18 protein-coding genes are annotated in these 18,704 nt (G+C 70.0%); 9 read left to right on the forward strand and 9 right to left on the reverse strand.

The genetic code is table 11. From position 1 onward, the window contains the following. Positions 1-21: 21 nt before the first annotated feature. From G3M57_RS02445 to G3M57_RS02465, 5 genes are all read left to right on the forward strand, one after another. Positions 22-375: a YciI family protein gene (locus G3M57_RS02445; protein WP_163228575.1), complete on the forward strand. Its 354-nt coding sequence runs from the start codon at positions 22-24 to the stop codon at positions 373-375. Positions 376-380: 5 nt separating this feature from the next. Beyond that, positions 381-1,628 carry an RNA polymerase sigma factor gene (locus G3M57_RS02450; protein WP_163228576.1) on the forward strand — a complete coding sequence of 416 codons (1,248 nt, stop codon included), beginning with the start codon at positions 381-383 and terminating at the stop codon, positions 1,626-1,628. A 382-nt stretch (positions 1,629-2,010) separates the two neighbouring features. Further along, positions 2,011-2,736 (forward strand): DUF6445 family protein, encoded by a 726-nt coding sequence (locus G3M57_RS02455; protein ID WP_163228577.1) that lies wholly within the window; start codon positions 2,011-2,013, stop codon positions 2,734-2,736. A gap of 227 nt (positions 2,737-2,963) precedes the next feature. Further along, positions 2,964-4,778, forward strand: a complete 1,815-nt coding sequence (locus tag G3M57_RS02460; RefSeq protein WP_163228578.1) for a feruloyl-CoA synthase — start codon at positions 2,964-2,966, stop codon at positions 4,776-4,778. Positions 4,779-4,788: 10 nt separating this feature from the next. Continuing rightward, positions 4,789-6,330, forward strand: coding sequence for an acetolactate synthase large subunit (locus G3M57_RS02465; protein ID WP_163228579.1), 1,542 nt, complete (start codon positions 4,789-4,791; stop codon positions 6,328-6,330). A gap of 70 nt (positions 6,331-6,400) precedes the next feature. On the opposite strand, the gene G3M57_RS02470 is transcribed toward G3M57_RS02465, so the two are convergent. From G3M57_RS02470 to G3M57_RS02480, 3 genes are all read right to left on the reverse strand, one after another. Beyond that, positions 6,401-7,753 carry an ATP-binding protein gene (locus tag G3M57_RS02470; RefSeq protein WP_056758202.1) on the reverse strand — a complete coding sequence of 451 codons (1,353 nt, stop codon included), beginning with the start codon at positions 7,751-7,753 and terminating at the stop codon, positions 6,401-6,403. Between the two features lie 163 nt (positions 7,754-7,916). Continuing rightward, positions 7,917-8,618, reverse strand: a complete 702-nt coding sequence (locus G3M57_RS02475) for a response regulator (RefSeq protein WP_163228580.1) — start codon at positions 8,616-8,618, stop codon at positions 7,917-7,919. Then, entirely contained in the window at positions 8,615-9,109 is a 495-nt protein-coding gene (locus G3M57_RS02480) for a MarR family winged helix-turn-helix transcriptional regulator (protein ID WP_163228581.1), read from the reverse strand. Before G3M57_RS02480 ends, G3M57_RS02475 begins: the two co-directional genes overlap by 4 nt. A gap of 128 nt (positions 9,110-9,237) precedes the next feature. Between G3M57_RS02480 and G3M57_RS02485 the strand changes: the two genes are divergently transcribed. After that, positions 9,238-10,125 (forward strand): branched-chain amino acid aminotransferase, encoded by an 888-nt coding sequence (locus tag G3M57_RS02485; protein ID WP_056758212.1) that lies wholly within the window; start codon positions 9,238-9,240, stop codon positions 10,123-10,125. 81 nt (positions 10,126-10,206) lie between these two features. On the opposite strand, the gene G3M57_RS02490 is transcribed toward G3M57_RS02485, so the two are convergent. From G3M57_RS02490 to G3M57_RS02510, 5 genes are all read right to left on the reverse strand, one after another. Further along, the gene (locus G3M57_RS02490) at positions 10,207-10,611 is read right to left on the reverse strand and encodes a DUF4870 family protein (protein WP_056758215.1); all 405 of its coding nucleotides are present in this window, start codon (positions 10,609-10,611) and stop codon (positions 10,207-10,209) included. Beyond that, positions 10,611-10,988, reverse strand: coding sequence for a DUF4870 family protein (locus tag G3M57_RS02495; RefSeq protein ID WP_056759037.1), 378 nt, complete (start codon positions 10,986-10,988; stop codon positions 10,611-10,613). The genes G3M57_RS02490 and G3M57_RS02495 overlap by 1 nt, the downstream gene beginning before the upstream one ends. Before the next feature lie 63 nt (positions 10,989-11,051). Next, entirely contained in the window at positions 11,052-11,609 is a 558-nt protein-coding gene (locus tag G3M57_RS02500; RefSeq protein ID WP_156402261.1) for a hypothetical protein, read from the reverse strand. Between the two features lie 2 nt (positions 11,610-11,611). Then, a complete protein-coding gene (folB, locus tag G3M57_RS02505) occupies positions 11,612-12,010 on the reverse strand; it encodes a dihydroneopterin aldolase (protein WP_156402284.1) in 399 nt (132 codons plus the stop codon). A 23-nt stretch (positions 12,011-12,033) separates the two neighbouring features. After that, positions 12,034-12,786 carry an SDR family oxidoreductase gene (locus tag G3M57_RS02510; RefSeq protein WP_056758221.1) on the reverse strand — a complete coding sequence of 251 codons (753 nt, stop codon included), beginning with the start codon at positions 12,784-12,786 and terminating at the stop codon, positions 12,034-12,036. Positions 12,787-13,035: 249 nt separating this feature from the next. On the opposite strand from G3M57_RS02510, the gene G3M57_RS02515 reads away from it, so the two are divergent. The 3 genes from G3M57_RS02515 (at position 13,036) to G3M57_RS02525 (ending at position 16,134) form a co-directional block, all read left to right on the forward strand. Beyond that, on the forward strand, positions 13,036-13,995 hold the full coding sequence (locus G3M57_RS02515) for a DUF3829 domain-containing protein (RefSeq protein ID WP_163228582.1): 960 nt from the start codon (positions 13,036-13,038) through the stop codon (positions 13,993-13,995). Positions 13,996-14,104: 109 nt separating this feature from the next. Then, positions 14,105-14,575 carry an NUDIX domain-containing protein gene (locus G3M57_RS02520; RefSeq protein WP_163228583.1) on the forward strand — a complete coding sequence of 157 codons (471 nt, stop codon included), beginning with the start codon at positions 14,105-14,107 and terminating at the stop codon, positions 14,573-14,575. Positions 14,576-14,694: 119 nt separating this feature from the next. Further along, on the forward strand, positions 14,695-16,134 hold the full coding sequence (locus G3M57_RS02525; RefSeq protein ID WP_163228584.1) for an aldehyde dehydrogenase family protein: 1,440 nt from the start codon (positions 14,695-14,697) through the stop codon (positions 16,132-16,134). A 105-nt stretch (positions 16,135-16,239) separates the two neighbouring features. On the opposite strand, the gene G3M57_RS02530 is transcribed toward G3M57_RS02525, so the two are convergent. After that, positions 16,240-18,684, reverse strand: a complete 2,445-nt coding sequence (locus G3M57_RS02530; RefSeq protein ID WP_163228585.1) for a M20/M25/M40 family metallo-hydrolase — start codon at positions 18,682-18,684, stop codon at positions 16,240-16,242. Between the last annotated feature and the right edge of the window lie 20 nt (positions 18,685-18,704).

An 18,704-nucleotide genomic window follows, 5' to 3' on the forward strand; every position in this document is an offset into this window, starting at 1 on the left:
GCCATCGAGGAGGACTGATCCATGCAATACGCCCTGCTGATCTACGAGGACGAAACCGCCTATCGCGACGAGAACGGCCGCGCCTGGCAGGAAATCATCGTTCAGCACCAGGCCTTCGCCGCCGAGCTGGTCGAGAAGGGCCTGCTCCGGGGCGGGGCGGGCCTGAAGACCACCAACACCGCCACCACCGTGCGGCGGGCCGGCGGCCAGTGCGGCCTGCACGACGGGCCGTTCGCCGAGAGCAAGGAGCAGCTTGGCGGCTTCTACCTGATCGAGGCCGCCGATCTGGACGAAGCCCTGGCCTGGGCCCGCAAGCTGCCCCTGGCGGGCGAGGGCTCGGTCGAAGTCCGTCCGGTGATCGAAGGGACGACCTGACCGCGATGGCCAGGGGTCTCCTCGACCAGGCGGCGCGGGCGCACGGCGGGCGGGTGATCGCCGCCCTGGCCGCCAAGTTCCGCGACCTGGACCTGGCCGAGGAGGCCTTCGCCGAGGCCTGCCTGGCCGCCGCCCAGGCTTGGCCCCAGATGGGCGAGGGCGGGGACGGCGAGCCGCGCGATCCCGCCGCCTGGCTCTACAGCGTCGCCCAGCGGCGGGCGCTGGACATGCTGCGGCGGCGCGGGGTGCGGACCCGGCTGGTTCCCGACCCACCGACGCCGCCCCCCAGCGCGGAGGACGCCATGATCGACGACGCCCGCCTGATTCCGGACGAGCGGCTGCGGCTGATCTTCGTCTGCTGCCACCCGGCCGTGGCGCCCGACGCCCGCGCGGCCCTGACCCTGCGCCTGGTCTGCGGCCTGTCCACCCAGGAGATCGCCCGCGCCTTCTTGGTGGCCGAGCCGACCTTGGCCCAACGGCTGGTGCGGGCCAAGCGCAAGATCGCCGAGGCCGGCGTCGCCTTCCAGGTGCCCGGCCCCGAGGCGTGGCCCGAGCGGATCGGGGCGGTGCTGTCGACCCTGGAGATCGCCTACGCCAAGGCCCACGAGGATGCGGCCGGGGCGGGCCAGCACGCCGGCTACGCCAAGGAGATGCTGGACCTGACCGCCGTGCTGGCCGAGCTCTTGCCCGACGAGCCGGAGTGCCTGGCCTTCGCCGCCCTGGTCCGCTACGCCGAGGCCCGCCGCCCGGCGCGGCTGGACGACGGCGGGGCGATGACGCCGCTGTCCGAGCAGGACCCGACCCTGTGGCGGCGACCGTTGATCGACCAGGGCGAGGCCCTGCTGCACGCCGCCGCGCGCTGTCGTCGGCCAGGGCCGAGACAGCTGCAGGCGGCCATCCACGCGGCCTGGTGCGCCCGCGCCAGCCTGGGCGAGCCCGCGCCCTGGCCCACGGTGCTGGCCCTCTACGACGCTCTGCTGCGGTGGCGCGACGACGCGGTGGTGCGGCTGAACCGCGCCGTGGCGGTGGCTGAGGTGACGGGCCCGGTCCAGGCCCTGGCCGAGGTGGATTGGCTGGACTCCGTCGCCTTCCGCGACTTCGGCCCGTTCCACGCCGTACGCGCCGACCTGCTGGCCCGGCTGGGCCGCGGCGACGAGGCCGTCGCCGCCTACGACCGCGCCCTGGCCCTGGACCCGGCTCCGGCCGAGCGCCTGTGGCTGGAGCGGCGGCGGGGGCAGGCGGCGATGCGATGATCGTCGACCCTTTCAGCCGTCATCCCGGGCCTTGCTGTTCAGACCGTAGCTTCGAGTACGTCGGCGACATTGGCGACGGCCGCCTACTTCTCACCTGATCGCGACCATGTGGCGTGGGCAGTATAGGCTCCCCAGTCCCGTCAATGACCGTGAAGATAACTATAGACAAAGGTAAGGTCACCTCAAGAAGGTCGATCTTGTGACGGTACAAATTAGACAGCAGTATCGATTAGATAGCGGCGCACACGAAAATCTCTAATGTCCCCGCCTATCTCTTGTAGCCAGGCGGAGACGAGTTGCGGTTAGGCCAGCGGCGCCGACCGGTGGTTGACTTTGCGCCTCGATCGCAATAGCGGTCCGGGATAGCTTTGGTTCTGCGCTTGTGGGGCAGCGGACTGATCTGGAGGCCGACGGCGAACGGGCAGGCTCGAAAAGGCGGACGACAATCGAACCACACCTGCTCTATGTCGGACACGAAAAAGTGCCGGTCCTGATTGTCGACAACTATGTCGCCGACCTTGACGCGATTGTCAGTCAGGCGCGCGCGCTGTCTCCCTATCCGCAAGCGACAGGCCCATACCCAGGTGAGCGCCATTTCATCGCGCCAGGCGACAGCCTGATGGCTGACTACATCGGTCCCATGCTGGACAGCTTGGCGCCCATTATCGGCGACGCCTTCGACGCAGACATTTTGGGGGCCACATCGGCGTCCTTCTCAAGGGTCACGACGCGCCCCGAAAAGCTCACGAGGTATCAGAGCCACCCGCATTTTGATGACACCAGTGGCAAGATGATCGCCATTCTGCACTACCTGACCCCCACCATGGGCACTGCCCTCTACCGCCATCGCGCCACCGGATTGGAGCGAATAACCCAAGATAAGCTCGACTATTATTTGGCGTCGATACGACATCTTGGGGTTCGAGAAAGCTATATATGCGGATCAAATGAGGAATATGAAATGACCGCGGAGATCACTGGGCGCCGTGGTAGAATTGCCGTTTACCCAAGCAATGCTCTTCATTCAGGAATGATTCCCCCAGACCACTTCACGGACGTGGGTTGCCGGGAGCGGCTGACTGCGAACGTCTTCATTCGCCTTGTATAGACCTCGTGGGAGGGGTGAAATTGATCCCCATTCCAGCGGCGGTGCTGGCGGCCTAAGCGTCTGACCCGAAACTATCGTTTAGGGTGCGATGCAATATAGCCGCTTCGAACGCTCTCATCCGACCTTAAAAAGGCGCCAAGCGCACGGCCCGGGATGATGAACCGAGAGGGCGCGTGGGTTGACGAACCGCCATTGCCACCCGCCCGAGTCCAGTTAACACTCCCCGCATGGATGGGACGTCAGAGACCCACGCGCCGTTTCGCGACGCCCGCTACGCGCCCCGCGCGCTGGAGGTCGAGCGGCGCGGCGATGTCCTGATCCTGAGCAACCCCACCCCCTATTCCCGCACCGTCCAGACGGTGACCGCGCCGCTGATCCGCTGGGCGTCGCAAACCCCGCACCGGATCTGGCTGGCCGAGCGGCCCGGTGAGCACGGCGAGGGCGCGGCGGGGTGGCGGACCGTGACCTACGCCGAGGCCGCCGACCAGGTTGCGCGCCTGGCCGGCGGCTTGGCGGGACTGGGCCTGTCGCGCGGCAAGCCCTTGCTGATCCTGGCCCGCAACGGGATCGACAACGCCCTGGTCGGCTACGCCGCCATGAGCCTGGGCGCGCCGATCGCGCCGGTGTCGCCGCAGTATGGCCTGAAGGGCGCGGACCTCTCCCGCCTGGCCTTCGCGGTCGAGCGGCTGAAGCCGGCGGCGGTCTATGTCGACGACGCCGAGGCCTTCGCCGAGGCCCTGGCCGCGCCGTTCCTGGCCGGCCTGCCGGTGATCGCCAGCCGCAATGTGCGGGACAGCGACGTGGCCTTCGAGGCCCTCCAGGACTCGCCGCCCCAGCCGCCCGTCTGCCGACCCGACGACGTCGCCAAGCTGCTGCTGACCTCGGGCTCGACGGGCCAGCCGAAGGCGGTGATCTGCACCCACGCCAACATCGCCCTCAACGCCGCCCAGATCGCCGCCTGCTACGAGGATCCCGACCCGCCGGTGCTGGTCAATTCGGCGCCCTGGAGCCACAGCCTGGGCGCCAACGCCATCCTGCACATGGTGCTGCACCGGGGCGGGAGTCTCTACATCGACGCCGGCCAGCCGCTGGCTGGCCGGTTCGACGAGACGGTGCGCAACCTGCGCGAGGTGGCCACGACCTATCACAACATGGTCCCGGCCGGCTGGGGCCTGCTGGTCGCCGAGCTGGAACGCGACCCGGCCCTGGCGGCCAAGTTCTTCGAGAAGGTGAGGGTGCTGCAGTACGGCGGGGCGTCGATGGCCCAGTCGATCCTCGACCGGGTCCAGGCCGTGGCCCTGCGGACGATCGGCTGCCGGGTGACCTTCGCGGCCGGTTACGGCGCCACCGAGACTGGCCCGACCGCCTGCAACATCCACTGGCTGAACGCCCGCTCCGGCATGGTCGGCCTGCCCACCCCCGGCACGGCGGTCAAGCTGGTCCCGGTCCTCGACGGCCCGGCCGACAAGTTCGAGATCCGCGTGAAGGGCCCACAGGTCTCGCCCGGCTATCTGGACATGCCGCAGGCCTCGGCGGCGGCCTTCGACGAGGACGGCTTCTACCGGCTGGGCGACGCGGCCAGGCTGGCCGACCGGCTGGATCCGGCGGCTGGTCTGGTGTTCGACGGGCGGCTGGTCGAGAACTTCAAGCTGGCCAGCGGCGCCTTCGTCGTCGCCGGCGCCCTGCGGGTGGCGGCGGTGTCGGCGATCGCCGGCGCGGTATCGGACGCGGTGGTCTGCGGCGAGGGGCGCGAGGGCGTGGGACTGATGCTGTTCCTCGACCCCAAGGCCTGCTTGCGGATCGGCGACCCGAAGGCGGTGAAGGCGGCGATCCGGGCCGGCCTGGAGCGTCTGAACGGCCTGGCCAAGGGCGGCGGCAAGGTGACCCGCGCCCTGATCCTGGACGGCGCGCCCGACGCGGCCTCGGGCGAGCTGACCGACAAGGGCTACATCAACCAGGCCCTGGCGCGCGAGCGACGGCCGGCCGAGCTGGCGCGGCTGTTCGCCGAGGAGCCGGACGACGGGGTGATGGTGTTTGCTTGAAGGAGAGCGGATGAACGGCGCCGACGCCCTGATCACCACCCTGGCCGACAACGGCGTCACCGCCTGCTTCGCCAATCCTGGCACCAGCGAGATGCAGTTCGTCGCGGCTCTCGATCGCGAGCCGCGCATGCGCAGCGTGCTGTGCCTGTTCGAGGGCGTGGCGACCGGCGCGGCCGACGGCTACGGACGGATGACCGGGACGCCGGCCTGCACCCTGCTGCATCTGGGCCCAGGTTACGCCAATGGCGCGGCCAACCTGCACAACGCCCGCCGGGCCTTCACGCCGGTCGTCAACATCATCGGCGACCACGCCGTCGGCCACCGCCAGTACGACGCGCCGCTGAACTCCGACATCGCCGCCCTGGCCGCGCCCAATTCGCTGTGGGTCAAGTCGGCCGACAGCGCCGACGCGGTCGGGCCGCTGGCGGCCGAGGCGGTGGCCGCCAGCCTCGGCGCGCCCGGCGGCGGCGCCTGCCTGATCCTGCCCGCTGACAGCGCCTGGAACGCGACCGCCGTCGCGGGACCGGTGGTGGGGCGTCCCCGCTTCGGCGTCCCCGATCCCGTCGCGGTCGCCGCTGCGGCCAAGGCTGTGAAGGCCGCGGCCAAGCCCGTCTTGCTGCTGGGCAGCGGCGCGTGCGGCGAGGCGGCGATCGCCGCCGCCGGGCGGATCGCCGCGGCCGGCGTGCGCGTCCTGACCGACACCTTCACCGCTCGCCAGGCGCGCGGCGAGGGCCGCTTCCAGCCCGACAAGCTGCCCTATTTCGGCGAGCAGGCCCTGAAGGACCTGGAGGGCGTCGACCTGATGGTGCTGGTCGCCACCACCGAGCCCGTGGCCTTCTTCGCCTATCCCGACCGACCCAGCGTGCTGGTCCCCGACGGCTGCGCGACCCTGACGCTCAGTGACCGGAGTACCGATGCAGCCGCCGCGCTTGAGGCCCTTGCAGAGCTGCTGGGCGCCCCGGCGACGGGCGCAGTCGAGTCCTACGCGCCACCGCCGGCCCCGGCCGGCAAGCTGGACGCCTGGGCCATGGGCGCGGCGATCGCCCGCCACATGCCGGCCGGCGCGATCATCTCGGACGACTCGGTGACGGCCGGCCTGCCGATCTTCACCCAGACCCGAAACGCCCGGGCCCACGACTGGCTGTCCCTGACCGGCGGGGCGATCGGCCAGGGCATTCCGCTGGCCGTCGGCGCGGCCGTGGCCTGCCCTGACCGCAAGGTGCTGAGCCTGAACGGCGACGGCGCCGCGATGTACACCGTCCAGGGCCTATGGACGATCGCCCGTGAGCGGCTGGACGTGACCGTGGTGGTGTTCGCCAACCACGCCTACCGTATCTTGGGCATCGAGATGGGCCGCACCGGCGGCGGCGAACCGGGACCGGCCGCGTCGCGGCTGCTGGACCTCGGCGATCCCCGCATCGACTGGGTCTCGGTGACGAGCGGGCTGGGCGTCGCGGCCGAGCGGGTCGAGACGGCGGAGGCGTTCGACGAGGCGATGGCGCGGGCGATGCGGGAACCGGGACCGCGCCTTATCGAAGCGGCGATGCGGTAGATGCGGCTGGGGGACATGCGGCTGGGGACAGGTGCATGTACCTGTCCCCGTCACTACCTCGTCAGATGCTTTAGCCCGGTAACCGCAGCACCGCCCTGAGGCCCCCCATCGGCGACTTCTGCAGCGTCAGCTCTCCGCCCAGTCCCCGGGCCATGTCGCGGGCTATGGCCAAGCCCAGGCCGACGCCCTTCTCGTTCTGGTTCCGCGACTCGTCCAGGCGGTTGAACGGGCGGAAGGCTTCCTCGTGGCGGTCCTCGGGGATGCCGGGGCCGTCGTCGTCGACGAAGATCCATACCCCGCCGGCCGGGGCGGCGGTGGACGAGACCCGTACGGTCTCGCCATGGGCGGCGGCGTTATCGATCAGGTTGGCCAAGGCCCGCTTGAAGGCGTTGGGCCGCAGGATGGCCGTCAGGTCGTCGCCGATCGACAGCTCGACCTTGGCCCCCGACCGGACCGCGCCCTCGCACACCCCCTCGATCAGCGGCCGCAGCAGCACCTGGCGGGCCTCCTCGCCCCCTTCGCCGCGGGCGAACGCCAGGTACTCGTCGATCATGTGCTCCATTTCGGAGAGGTCCCGCGCCATGGCCTCCAACTGCGGGCTGGGCTCGGCCAGGGCGATCTCCAGCTTCAGGCGGGTCAGGGGCGTGCGCAGGTCGTGGCTGACGCTGGCCAGCAGGGCGGTGCGCTGTTCGATGTGGCGCTGGATGCGGGCCTTCATGGCCAGGAAGGCCTGGGCCGCCTGGCGCACCTCGCGCGCACCGTGCGGCTTGAAGGCGGCCTGGTCGATGCCGCGCCCGAAGGCGTCGGCGGCGTCCGCCAGCCGCTCGATGGCCCGCACCTGGTTGCGGATGAACAGGATGGCCACGGCGGTCAGCAGCAGGGTGGCCCCGACGATCCACAGGATGAAGATGTGGCCCTGGGTGGCGAAGGCCCTGTCGCGCGGGGCGATGATCCGCAGGACGCCCTGCGGCACCTTCACCCGGATATCGACATGGGCCGGATAGTGGTCGCCGCTGGCGTCGAACCAGAAGGGCGCGTCCAGGCGGTCGGACAGGGCGCGGTTCAGCGAGCGGTCCACCACCCGGAACAGCGAGTTGCGCTTGCCGGCCGGCAAGCTCTTGCCCTTCTGCAGCGCGATCGACAGGTCCATCGAGTCCTGGGCGCGCTCGGCCAGCCTGTCGAGGGCGGCGGGCGAGGGATCATCCTTGTAGCTCTCGACCGCCCACGCGACATCGCCGGCCAGTCCCTCCGACAGGCGGCTGGTGACTGTGTCCCAGTGGGCGTCGAAGAACGCCCAGGTGACGGCGATCTGCATCACCGCCACCGGCAGGACGATGATCAGCAGGCTGCGGCCGAACAGCGAGGTCGGCAGCCACCGCTTGATCGGGCGGGGAATGTGCAGGCGGGCGCGAAGGCGGATCATCAGTGAGATCCTCCCCCTCTGGGGGAGGTGGCCTGAAGGGCCGGAGGGGGGAGTGGCGCGGCGTCGAGGGCGAACGGTCGGAGGTGCACACTCCCCCCTCCGTCGCCTGCGGCGACACCTCCCCCATGGGGGGAGGACCTGAAGACCCAGGGCGACAACGCCATCAATCCGGCGCCAGCCGGTAGCCGATCCCGCGCACCGTCTGCAGATAGCGCGGGTTCTTCGGGTCGGGCTCGATCTTGCGGCGCAGGCGGGTGACCTGGACGTCGACCGCGCGGCCGGTGGCGTCGACCGTATCGCGGGCCAGCTCCAGGCGGTCGACCGGGGCGTGAGCCGCCCTGGCCAGGCGGCGCAGCAAGGCGACCTCGGCTTCGGTCAGGCGGATCGGTTCACCGTCACGGGTCAGCTCGCCGCGCTCGGGCTCGAAGGCGCAATCGCCCAGGCTGATGGCGCGGGGACCCGCCGGCTTGGGCGCTGACCGGCGCAGGATCGACTCGATGCGCAGCAGGAGCTCGCGCGGCTCGAACGGCTTGGCCAGATAGTCGTCGGCCCCGTGGGTCAGGCCCTCGATCCGGTCGCTGGTCTGGTCGCGGGCGGTCAGCATCAGGATCGGCGTCTGGCCGGCCTCGCCGCCCCGGGCCCGTAGCCGCCTGGTGAATGAAAAGCCGTCCTCGCCCGGCATCATCACGTCCAGCACCAGCAGGTCGAAATCCATGGAGCCGGTCAGCCGGTCGGCGTGGGCGGCGTCGGCCGCGGCGCTGACCCGGAAACCGGCGCGGGTCAAAAATTCCTTGAGCAGGGTGCGGATGCGGTCGTCGTCGTCGACGACCAGCAGGTGGCGGTCCGCGCGTTCTTCTGGCGTCATAGGGCGTCTCGACGATTGAGGCCGACGCCCTGGCGCGGTCCGGCCAGGGCCGCGAGGATCCGGCGCGCCCCCGCGACCCCGTCCAGACCGCCGGTGCGGTAGGCGCGGCCCAGCAAGGTGCGCAGGCGCTCGGCCACCCGGTATTCGAAGGCGATGCCCTCGGGGGTCAGCTCGGCCGGCCGGCGGCGAGCGTCCAGGTCGCCGGCCGCCTTCCGGGCCAGGTTCAGCCGCTGCAGGTCCGCCAGGGTCTTGCTGGCCGCCTGCTTGGACAGGCTGGTCAGCCTGGAAAGATCCTGCACCCCGATGCCGGGGCGGCGGCGCAGCAGGAAGGCGGCGCGCCAGTGCGAGCGGCCCAGGCCCGGACCCTCGCCCTCCAGGGCTGCGTCGACAGCCGCCCACAGGGCCGCCTCGGCCAGCAGCAGCAGCTCCAGCCCGCTGTCCAGCTGTTCCTCGCCGAGGATCAGGCGCGGGTCGGTCGAGCCGCCCGACATCCCTCCGGTCGGGCCTCCGGGAGGTCCCGATGAAAGCGGCCCGGCCATCAGCTTGCGTCCATTTTATTTGACCTTCCGCGGCTCCGAGCGTCTAAGAACCGGGTTCCAAATAAGGAGGTCTTTGACCGATGTCTCTCGTTCCCTTCGATGATCGCGATGGTTGGATCTGGCTGGACGGCCAGTTCGTCGCCTGGCGGGACGCGAAGGTGCACGTATTGACCCACGGCCTGCATTACGCCTCGTCGGTGTTCGAAGGCGAGCGGATGTATGGCGGCGAGATCTTCAAGCTGACCGAGCATACCGAGCGCCTGTTCAAATCGGCCGAAATCCTCGATTTCAAGATCCCCTATACGGTGGAGCAGATCGACGAGGCGTGCAAGGCGACCGCGGCCAAGAACGGCCTGACCGACTGCTATGTCCGGCCGATCGCCTGGCGCGGCAGCGAGATGATCGGCGTCTCGGCTCAGCAGACCAGGATCCACGTGGCCATCGCCGTGTGGGAGTGGCCCAGCTACTTCGACCCGGCGACCAAGGCCAAGGGCATCCGCCTGACCTGGGCCAAGTACGACCGCCCGGCCCCGAACACCATCCCGACCGCCGCCAAGGCCGCCGGCCTCTACATGATCTGCACCATCTCCAAGCACGCCGCCGAGAAGGACGGTTATGCCGACGCGATGATGGTCGATTATCGCGGCTATATCGCCGAGGCGACCGGCGCCAACGTGTTCTTCGTCAAGGACGGCGTCCTGCACACGCCGGTCCCGGACTGCATCCTGAACGGCATCACCCGCCAGACGGTGATCCAGATCGCCAAGGCGCGTGGGATCCAGGTGGTCGAGCGCCATATCGAGAAGCGCGAGCTGGCCGACTTCACCGAGTGCTTCATCGTCGGCACCGCGGCGGAGGTCACCCCGGTGTCGGAGATCGGCGAGTTCAAGTTCACGCCGGCCGCCCTGTCGCTGTCGCTGATGGACGAATATGCGCGGCTGGTGCGGCGGGAGCTGGTGGCGGCTTAACCGCGCGCGGTTTCCAGTTCTGAAATCAAGGATCCCGGAGCGCTTGGGCGTTCCGGGATTTTTTGTGTCTGGACGCCGGCGTCAGACCAGCCAGGTCCGGGGCCGGGGATAGGCCTCGCCCTTCAGCAGGTAGACCAGCCCCATGATGCAACGGACCACGAAGAATACGCCGATCGCGCCCATGATCGCCCCGCCGATCACCAGCATCGGGATGCCGATCAGCAGCACCGCCAGGGCCAGGCCGACCAGGAACAGGGCCAGGCCGATCAGGAACCACCAGATCGACAGCCAGAAGGTGCGGATCGCGAAGGTGTAGTGGCTGGCGTTGATCGGCCCGGCCGTCTCACGATTGAGATAGGCGACGATCAGTCCGGCCAGGAAGGTCAAGCCGTTGGTGAAGCCCAGCAGGTACAGGGCGTAGACCACGATCGGCAGGACCTTGTCCTCCTCCACGCGGTCGGGGGCGGTCGGGGCGGCGTCGCTCATCAGATCATCCAGTTGCGCGGCGTGGGATAGGCCTGGCTCTTCAACAGCCAGGACAGGCCAAGGATGCATCGCACCGCCACCCAGATGCCGACCGCCGGCAGGATCACGAAGCCGATTCCCACCGGCGTCAGCACCAGGCCGATCAGGCCGAACAGCAGCGACAGCCAGAAGGTGCGGATCTGGAAGACGTAGTGGCTCTGGATCCACTCCGGCGCGGCGCCCTTGCTCACATAGGCCAGGATCACCCCGACCACCGAGGTCATGCCGGCCGAGACCAGGGCGGCCAGATAGAGGGCGTAGACCACCACGGGCATGGTCTTGTCGTCCTGCAGCGCGGGCGGAACGGCGGGATCCGGAGCGGGGTCGGTCTGGGTCATGGAACGATGGTCGCGAAAAACGGCGGCCAAAGCAAATGAAGGCGCTGTCAGGCTGGAAGCGTTCTAGCCGCCCGGCAGCAGGTCCTCCGGCAGCGCGTGCGGGTCCAGGCCCTGGCCGCGTCCCAGCCAGGGCAGGGCGGCGGCCAGCAGGATCAGCAGGAAGGCCAGGCGGGCGGCGATGGCGAGCGCCATGCCGGCCATGTGCGGGCTGAAGGCCAGCAGCAGCATCGCCGCCGTGCCGAAGCCGAGCAGGCCCATCACCCAGGTCAGGCCCTCGCGCGGGGCCATGGCGCCCGCCAGTTCGAACCGAGCGCGGGGTGACAGGTCGGCCGCCACCGCCGCCACCGCGCGGGCCAGCAGCGAGAAGCTGGCCAGCCGATCATCGAAGCGGCCCGGAGCGACATAGCTCTGGGCGGCCAGGATGGCCTTGCGGCGGCCGAAGCCCAGGGTCAGCACCCGACGGCGTCCGCCGGAACGCGGCCTGGCCAGACGGAAGGTCGTCAGGGCGGCCAGGGGAAAGCGCTGCTCACGGGGACCCCGGCGCTCGACCAGCTCCGCGCCCTCCAGCGTCCAGACCGTCTCGGGCTGGAACGGGGAGAGGCGGGCGCTGTGCCGCAGCACGCTCACCCCCGGACGGCGGTGATTTCCACCCCGGCTGCGGCGGCGTGCGGAGCCAGGGCCAGGGGCTTTTCCACCCGCACCCGGGCGCGGGTCACGCGGCTGTCGGCGAAGCTGGCCTGGGCCAGGCGCTCGGCGAAGGTTTCGACCAGGTCGATATGGCCCTCGGCGGCGATGGCCTGCGCGGCCTGCAGGATGGTCTCGTAATTGACGGTGTCACCCAGCGCTTCGCAGTGGCTGGCGGCGACGTCCAGCTCGACGTCGATCACTAGGGGCTGCTGGCGGCCGTGCTCGTGGTCGTAGACCCCGATCCAGGCGTCGACCTTCAGGCCTCGCACGAACACCTTGGTGACGATCACCCGGGCCGGCGTCGGCTGCGGAGCCGTGTTCGGAGCGTTGGTCAGGGGGTGGGCGGCCACGGCGACTCTCAGGAACCGATGATGTCCGGCGTGCGCCAGCCCAGATGCTGACCCGCGTCGACCGCGATCATCTGGCCCGTGACTGCCGTGGCGTCAATGAGATAGCGCAGGGCCATGGCGACGTCGTCCGGCGAAACGGCCCGTTCCAGCGGCGTGCCGGCGGCCTCCCGCTCGAACTCGCCGGGCGTCTGGTGGGTCGAGGCCAGGGTCGGGCCAGGGCCGATGGCGTTGACCCGGATGCGCGGCGCCAGGTCCTGGGCCATGGTCCGGGTGAGCCACCACAGGCCGGCCTTGGACAGGCTGTAGCTGAAGAACTGCGGATTTGGCCGCAAGACGCGCTGGTCGACAATGTTGACGATCTGGCCCGGTTCGCCGGCGGGCAGGGCGGCGGCGAAGGCCTGGGCCAGGACGACCGGGGCTCGCAGATTGGCGTCCAGGTGAGCGTCCCAGCTTTCGCGCGTCGCGGTGGCCAGGCGGTCGTCTTCGAAGGTCGAAGCGCTGTTCACCAGCAGGGTCACGGGTCCGAGGGCGTGGGCGGCCCGGGAGATCAGGGCGGCGGTCTGGCGCTCGTCCGCCAGTTCGGCGTCGAGGACGGCGGCGCGGCGGCCGAGGGCGGCGATCTCGTCGGCGACGGCCTGCGCGTCGGCGCGGTTCCCGCGGTAGTGGACGGCGACGTCGAACCCGGCCCGCGCCGCCTCGAGGGCCAAGGCGCGGCCGATCCGGCGGCCGGCGCCGGTGACCAGGGCCGCGCCGCGGGTCATGGCGGTCTTAGTCGAAACGGCCGAACTCGAACTTGTTGAGGCCGAGGATGACCGCCAGGAAAATGGCGATGACGCCGATCGCGAGCATGGGACAAGTCCGGTTTGAAGATGGATGTGCAGCGGCTTTAGCGGGGTGGCGGGCGCAGGGCAAGGCTCGCCCGCTCGCCGGATGGAAAAGCGCTCAACCTAAGGGAGCCTTTCGCAGCGTCCGACGTTGTCTAGCTTCGTGTCAGCAGGGGGACCTTCAGCGTGATCAAGCAGAACAAGGGCAAGGCCCGGGCCGCGGCTTCGGTCTCGATCGTGGCGACGGCGGTGGCGGCGGCCCTGATCCTGGGCGGCTGCGACAAGCTTCCAGGCGGCAAGTCGGCCGACGGGACCGCGGCGTCAGCCAGGAGCCCGACCGACATGGCCAAGGTCGGCGCCTATACCGAGGGGTTCAACAAGCTGGTCGGAACCTACGGCCTGGTGGAGACCGCCGACGACTACGCCAAGGCCGACATTTCGCGCCAATCGGCCCAGGACCCCATCATCGTCTCGGCCGGCTGGATCGAGCAGGCGCAGGACGCCCTGAAGAGCGCCCGGGCCATGCCTGGCGGTTCCAAGGCGGTCGACCAGGCCGCCGACACCCTGATCGCCGACCTCGACAAGGTGCTGGCCCGCCTGCGCCCGCTGAAGGTCTATTATGACAGCAAGGCCTATCGCGACGACGGCCTGGTCCGCGGCAAGGCCGAAGACCCGCTGATGAAGGCCGAGTTCCAGACCGCCTTGACCGACATGGACGCCTTCTCCGAAGCGCTCAAGGCCGAGCGCAACAAGCACCTGGCCGTGGAGCTGGCGGCGCTCAAGGCGCGCGGCGACCTGCTGGCCTATAACAGCAAGCTGGCCTTGCAGCAGTCGGAGTCCCTGGTCGACCTGTTCAAGTCGCCCGAGGACCTCAGCGATCCGGCGACCCTGGCCAAGGGCGACGCGATCGTCGCCCAGTTGGAGACGACCCTGGCCGACCAGCGCAAGGCCTATGCCGAGGCGAAGGCCAAGACGGGCGGCCAGATCGGTCCGACCCGCCAGATCGCGGCCGACCAGTTGACCTCGATGATCGGCAACTATCGCGACCTTAAGCGCAGCCGCAACGCCGAGGACTTCAACATGATGCAGCGCAACTACAACTCGGCCGTGGAGCTTCTGAACCTGCCCCAGCCTATAGCGCGTTAGGCGAAAGTTTGGGCGACGTCGCTTGAGGGGCGGTTCCAGACTTGTTTCCGCGTATTTTCTTCCCCCGAGCCGGGCGCCCCTTCGCTCGAGAATGCTCTAGGTTCGGCCCATGCTCTGGCGTCGTCGCGTCGAACCCTTCACCCGTCCCCTGGTCTATGCCTGGTTTCGCTGGCGGCGAGGCCTGACGATCGGCGTGCGCGGCGTGGTCACCGACGTCGAGGGACGGGTGCTGCTGGTGCAGCACACCTATGTCCATGGCTGGTACCTGCCGGGCGGCGGGGTCGAGCGGCGCGAGACGGCCGAGACGGCCCTGGCGCGGGAAATGCAGGAAGAGGCCGGCGTGCGCGTGCTGGGTCGACCGACCCTGGTCTCGGTGCACAGCAACGAGCCGCGCCACCCGGGCGACCATGTGCTGCTCTATCGCGTCCATGCCTGGGAACCGTGCGCGGCCAGCGTCCAGGGCGAGATTCACGAGGTGGGCTGGTTCGCGCCCGACGCCCTGCCGGCCGACACCACGCCCAGCACCCGCCAGCGCATCGCCGAGGCGTTGCACGGCGCCGAATGCGATCCGATGTGGTGAGGGAGATCGTCGGAATGGCGATCAGGCCTTCCCCAGTGATCAACGATCATTAAAATGGATGTTTGAACGAGGGCCGCCGTCCCGCCGGACGTGAACGACCCCGACCGGAGGAGCACGGCATGCGCGACTACCTGAAGTTCTACATCGACGGTCAGTGGGTCGAGCCGAAAGGCTCCAAGACGGTGGACGTGATCAATCCGGCCACCGAGACCGCCGCCGGCCGGGTGACCCTGGGCACGGCCGAGGATGTCGATCTGGCCGTCCGGGCCGCCCGCAAGGCCTTCCCCAGTTTCTCCCGGACCAGCCGCGAGGAGCGCATCGACCTGCTCGAGCGGGTCATCGCCGAATACCAGAAGCGCTTCGAGGACATGGCCAAGGCCATCACCGAGGAGATGGGCGCCCCGTCGTGGTTGGCCCAGCGCGCCCAGGCGGCTATGGGCATCGCCCATGTCCAGACGGCGCTCCAGGTGCTGAAGGACTACAGGTTCGAAGAGGATCGCGGCACGACCCGGCTGGTCAAGGAGCCCATCGGGGTCTGCGCCTTCATCACGCCGTGGAACTGGCCGATCAACCAGATCGCCTGCAAGGTCGCGCCCGCCCTGGCCACCGGCTGCACCATGGTGCTCAAGCCCTCGGAAGTGGCCCCGTTCTCGGCCTGGGTCTGGACCGAGATCCTGGCGGCCGCCGGCGTGCCGGCCGGGGTCTACAATCTCGTCAACGGCGACGGCCCGACCGTCGGCGCGGCGCTCTCCTCGCATCCGGAGGTCGACATGGTGTCGTTCACCGGCTCGACCCGGGCCGGGATCGAGGTGGCCCGCAACGCCGCCCCGACCGTCAAGCGCGTGCACCAGGAACTGGGCGGCAAGAGCCCCAACATCATCCTCGACGACGCCGACTTCCAGAAGGCGGTCGGCGGCGGCGTGGCCTCGGTGATGATGAACTCGGGCCAGTCGTGCAACGCCCCGACCCGGATGCTGGTCCCGCAAAAGCGCATGGACGAGGTGATCGCCATCGCCAAGGCCGCCGCCGAGGCCCACACGGTGGGCGACCCGAACGGTAATTCCAAGCTCGGCCCGGTGGTCTCCGAAGTGCAGTGGACCAAGATCCAGGGCCTGATCCAGAAGGGCGTCGACGAGGGCGCGACCCTGGTGGCCGGTGGTCCGGGCAAGCCGGAGGGGCTGGAAACCGGCTACTACGTCAAGCCGACGGTGTTCGCCAACGTCACCTCCGACATGACCATCGCCAAGGAGGAGATCTTCGGCCCGGTGCTGGCCATCCTCGGCTATGACGGCGTCGACCAGGCGGTCGAGATCGGCAACGACACCGAATACGGCCTGGCGGCCTATGTGTCGGGCAACGATCTGGCCGAAGTCCGCGCGGTGGCCTCCAAGCTCCGGGCCGGCCAGGTGATCCTGAACGGCGCCGGTCCTGACCTGATGGCCCCGTTCGGCGGCTACAAGATGAGCGGCAACGGCCGCGAATGGGGCGACCACGCGTTCGGCGAGTTCCTCGAGACTAAGGCCGTGCTGGGCTATTCGGCCAAGCAGGCGGCGGAGTAGCGCGCCGCATCGATCCCAGGCTTGGGGACATGCACTTGTGCGTGTCCCCAAGCCTGGCGTGGCGCTTCGTGGATGGGGACACGCACAAGTGCGCGTCCCCGGCCGCTACTCCGGCGCCGCCTCCACATAGGCCGGCCAGCTCAGCGCCCCGCGATCCAGCACGATGGTCTTGTCCGAATAGCCGCTGCCCATCAGTCCCGCCGGTTTGGCGGGGATGGCCGAGACGCCGCGCGGCCAGCCGTCGCGGATCTCGATCACGGCCACGTCGACCTTGCCGGCCGGACGGGCGGTGAAGCTGAGGGTGACGCCGTTGGGATCGGGCGCGTGGTAGCTGAGGCTGGTCCACTCGCCGGCCTGGGTCGGCAGGGCGATCGGCCGGCCGTTCAGGCGCGGCTGGCTCAGGTCGATACTGGGCCGCAGGCGCAGGGTCAGGACCTCGGCGCCGGCCGTCGGCACGGCGCGAACCAGCAGGCGGTCGCCGGCCCGGTCGATCGACAGCACCGGCCGCTCGACCGGCAGGACGGCGGTCGGCGCCATCCACACCGGCTCGCGGTAGAGCGGCGGATAGGCCTGGCGCACCGGCTTGGCGTCGTTGTCCGACAGCACCACCCGCGACCACGGATCCAGGCGCGGCTGGGGCGAAACCCGCCAGGCCGTGCCGGTCGACAGGTCGGCCAGATGGCTGGCTTCGGCCAGTTGCGGCCGGGCTGGTCCGCCGTCGCCCAGGCCGGCATAGGCCAGCAACCCGATCCCCGCCGCCACGGCGACGCCGGCGAAGACCGGCGCCCAGCGATAGGCGGCGAAATCGAAGGCCAGGGGCAGCAGGGCCGGGGCGGCCAGGATGGCGAAAGCCGCCAGCACGGCCGGCTCCTGCAGGCCCACCCCGGCGAAGGTCCAGGCTCCCCAGGCGCCCAGCTGGGCGACGACGGCGATGGCGATCAGGGCGACGGCCAGGGTCAGGACCCAGGCGACACGACGGTCGCGGGTTCCGCCGACGGCCATGACCAGGGCGGCGGCCAAGCTGGCGGCCAGCAGCGGCCAGGCCAGCATCACCGAGCCGCCCGGCAGCAAGGCCTGCACCGTGACCGCCAGGCCCAGCACCACCAGCAGGGCTCCCAGCCAGGCGCCGAACACGCCCACACCCTTGCCCAGGCTCAGCCAGGCCAGGACGACCACCGCGACGCCGAGACCCAGACCGATCGGGTCGAAACCGCCGACCAGGCTGCACGCGCCGCCGGCCGCCAGGCCCACCAGGCTGATCCAGATGCGACCACCGCCCCGCGCCTGCAGGATCAGGGTGGTCAGGCACACCCCGATCAGCAGGATCCCAGCGCCGGGCAGCAGCAGGTTGAACTGGCCCAGCATCGCATAGTAGCGCTGCTGGTCGACGATCCCGATCAGCCGGCCGGCCAGGTGCAGGGCCAGGATCGCACCGGCGCTCAGCAGCAGGAAACCGGCGATCCCGCGCAGGATCTCGACGAAGTTCACCGCCTTGCCGCGCAGGGCGCGGAAGCCGGTGAACAGGATCAGCACCCCAGCCGCCGCCAGGATCGCCCAGCCGATATTCACCGGATAGGCCACCAGAACGCGGGCGAGGACGTCGGAATAGATCAGGTCCGGTGATTTCGAAGGCAGGGCCGCGCCCATCGCCAGGGCCCGGACGGCGGGCAGGGCCTGGTCGCCCAGGTTCTGCAGGCTGCCCTGGTTCAGATGCTCGGGCGTGGCCAGCGGCGTGTGATAGGCCAGCTGGTCGTCGATGAAGGCGAAGTTCAGGCCCGGCAGGCCCTTGCGCAGGGCGTGGGTGAAGTCGGTGTCGTTGGGCATCCGCGCATAGACGGCGGCGGCCAGCGAGTTGGCCGTCGGCTGGTGGGCCGCGCCGGCGTAGAGGCGGACCAGGTCGCCGCTGTCGGAACCGGTCTGGAACATGGCCGCGCGGCCGGCGTCGCCCCGGGCCTCCATGTTGACCACCACGCCCACATGCTCGCGCAGAGGGTCGCGGGCGAAGAAGGCCTCGGCGCCCAGCAGGCCCGGCTCCTCGCCGTCGGTGAACAGGAAGATCACGTCGCGGGCCGGGGTCGGGCCGGCTTTCAGGGCGCGGGCGATTTCCAGGGCGGCGGCCATGCCCGCGGAGTCGTCGGCGGCGCCGGGCGAATTGTGGACGGTGTCGTAGTGGCTCATCACCAGCACCGCCGGAGCATCGCGGTCGGCGCCGGGCAGGGTGGCGACGATGTTCTGGACGGCGCCGACGGCCACCGAGCGAGGCGACCACTTGGCCGCCTCGCGCACGCCCTCGCCCGGCCGCACCAGCACCTCCAGCCCCAGACCATTGACCCGCGAGAGCAGGTGGTCGCGCACCCGGACGATCTCATTCGAGCCAATCGGATGCGGCTTGCGGCCGATGGCGCGGACGTCGGCCATGGCGCGGCCGGCCGAGAACTGGTCGGCGGGGGCGTTGGCCGGCAGGGGGGGCGGCGTTCGCAAGGCCAGGTTGGCGATCGCCAGGCCCAGCAGCAGGCAGACCCAGACGCCGAGCAGCCGGATGGTCTTCATGCGATGCGCCTCCCGCAGCG

The sequence above is a fragment of the Caulobacter rhizosphaerae genome (genome assembly GCF_010977555.1).
Classification (GTDB): domain Bacteria; phylum Pseudomonadota; class Alphaproteobacteria; order Caulobacterales; family Caulobacteraceae; genus Caulobacter; species Caulobacter rhizosphaerae.

Excerpts from the sequence above, each read along its gene's own strand:
- G3M57_RS02445 (WP_163228575.1), top strand. The coding sequence starts at position 22 with ATGCAATACGCCCTGCTGATCTACGAGGACGAAACCGCCTATCGCGAC.
- G3M57_RS02450 (WP_163228576.1), top strand. The coding sequence starts at position 381 with ATGGCCAGGGGTCTCCTCGACCAGGCGGCGCGGGCGCACGGCGGGCGG.
- G3M57_RS02460 (WP_163228578.1), top strand. The coding sequence starts at position 2,964 with ATGGATGGGACGTCAGAGACCCACGCGCCGTTTCGCGACGCCCGCTAC.
- G3M57_RS02465 (WP_163228579.1), top strand. The coding sequence starts at position 4,789 with ATGAACGGCGCCGACGCCCTGATCACCACCCTGGCCGACAACGGCGTC.
- G3M57_RS02470 (WP_056758202.1), bottom strand. The coding sequence starts at position 7,753 with ATGATCCGCCTTCGCGCCCGCCTGCACATTCCCCGCCCGATCAAGCGG.
- G3M57_RS02475 (WP_163228580.1), bottom strand. The coding sequence starts at position 8,618 with ATGACGCCAGAAGAACGCGCGGACCGCCACCTGCTGGTCGTCGACGAC.
- G3M57_RS02480 (WP_163228581.1), bottom strand. The coding sequence starts at position 9,109 with ATGTCGGGCGGCTCGACCGACCCGCGCCTGATCCTCGGCGAGGAACAG.
- G3M57_RS02485 (WP_056758212.1), top strand. The coding sequence starts at position 9,238 with ATGTCTCTCGTTCCCTTCGATGATCGCGATGGTTGGATCTGGCTGGAC.
- G3M57_RS02490 (WP_056758215.1), bottom strand. The coding sequence starts at position 10,611 with ATGAGCGACGCCGCCCCGACCGCCCCCGACCGCGTGGAGGAGGACAAG.
- G3M57_RS02495 (WP_056759037.1), bottom strand. The coding sequence starts at position 10,988 with ATGACCCAGACCGACCCCGCTCCGGATCCCGCCGTTCCGCCCGCGCTG.
- G3M57_RS02510 (WP_056758221.1), bottom strand. The coding sequence starts at position 12,786 with ATGACCCGCGGCGCGGCCCTGGTCACCGGCGCCGGCCGCCGGATCGGC.
- G3M57_RS02520 (WP_163228583.1), top strand. The coding sequence starts at position 14,105 with ATGCTCTGGCGTCGTCGCGTCGAACCCTTCACCCGTCCCCTGGTCTAT.
- G3M57_RS02525 (WP_163228584.1), top strand. The coding sequence starts at position 14,695 with ATGCGCGACTACCTGAAGTTCTACATCGACGGTCAGTGGGTCGAGCCG.
- G3M57_RS02530 (WP_163228585.1), bottom strand. The coding sequence starts at position 18,684 with ATGAAGACCATCCGGCTGCTCGGCGTCTGGGTCTGCCTGCTGCTGGGC.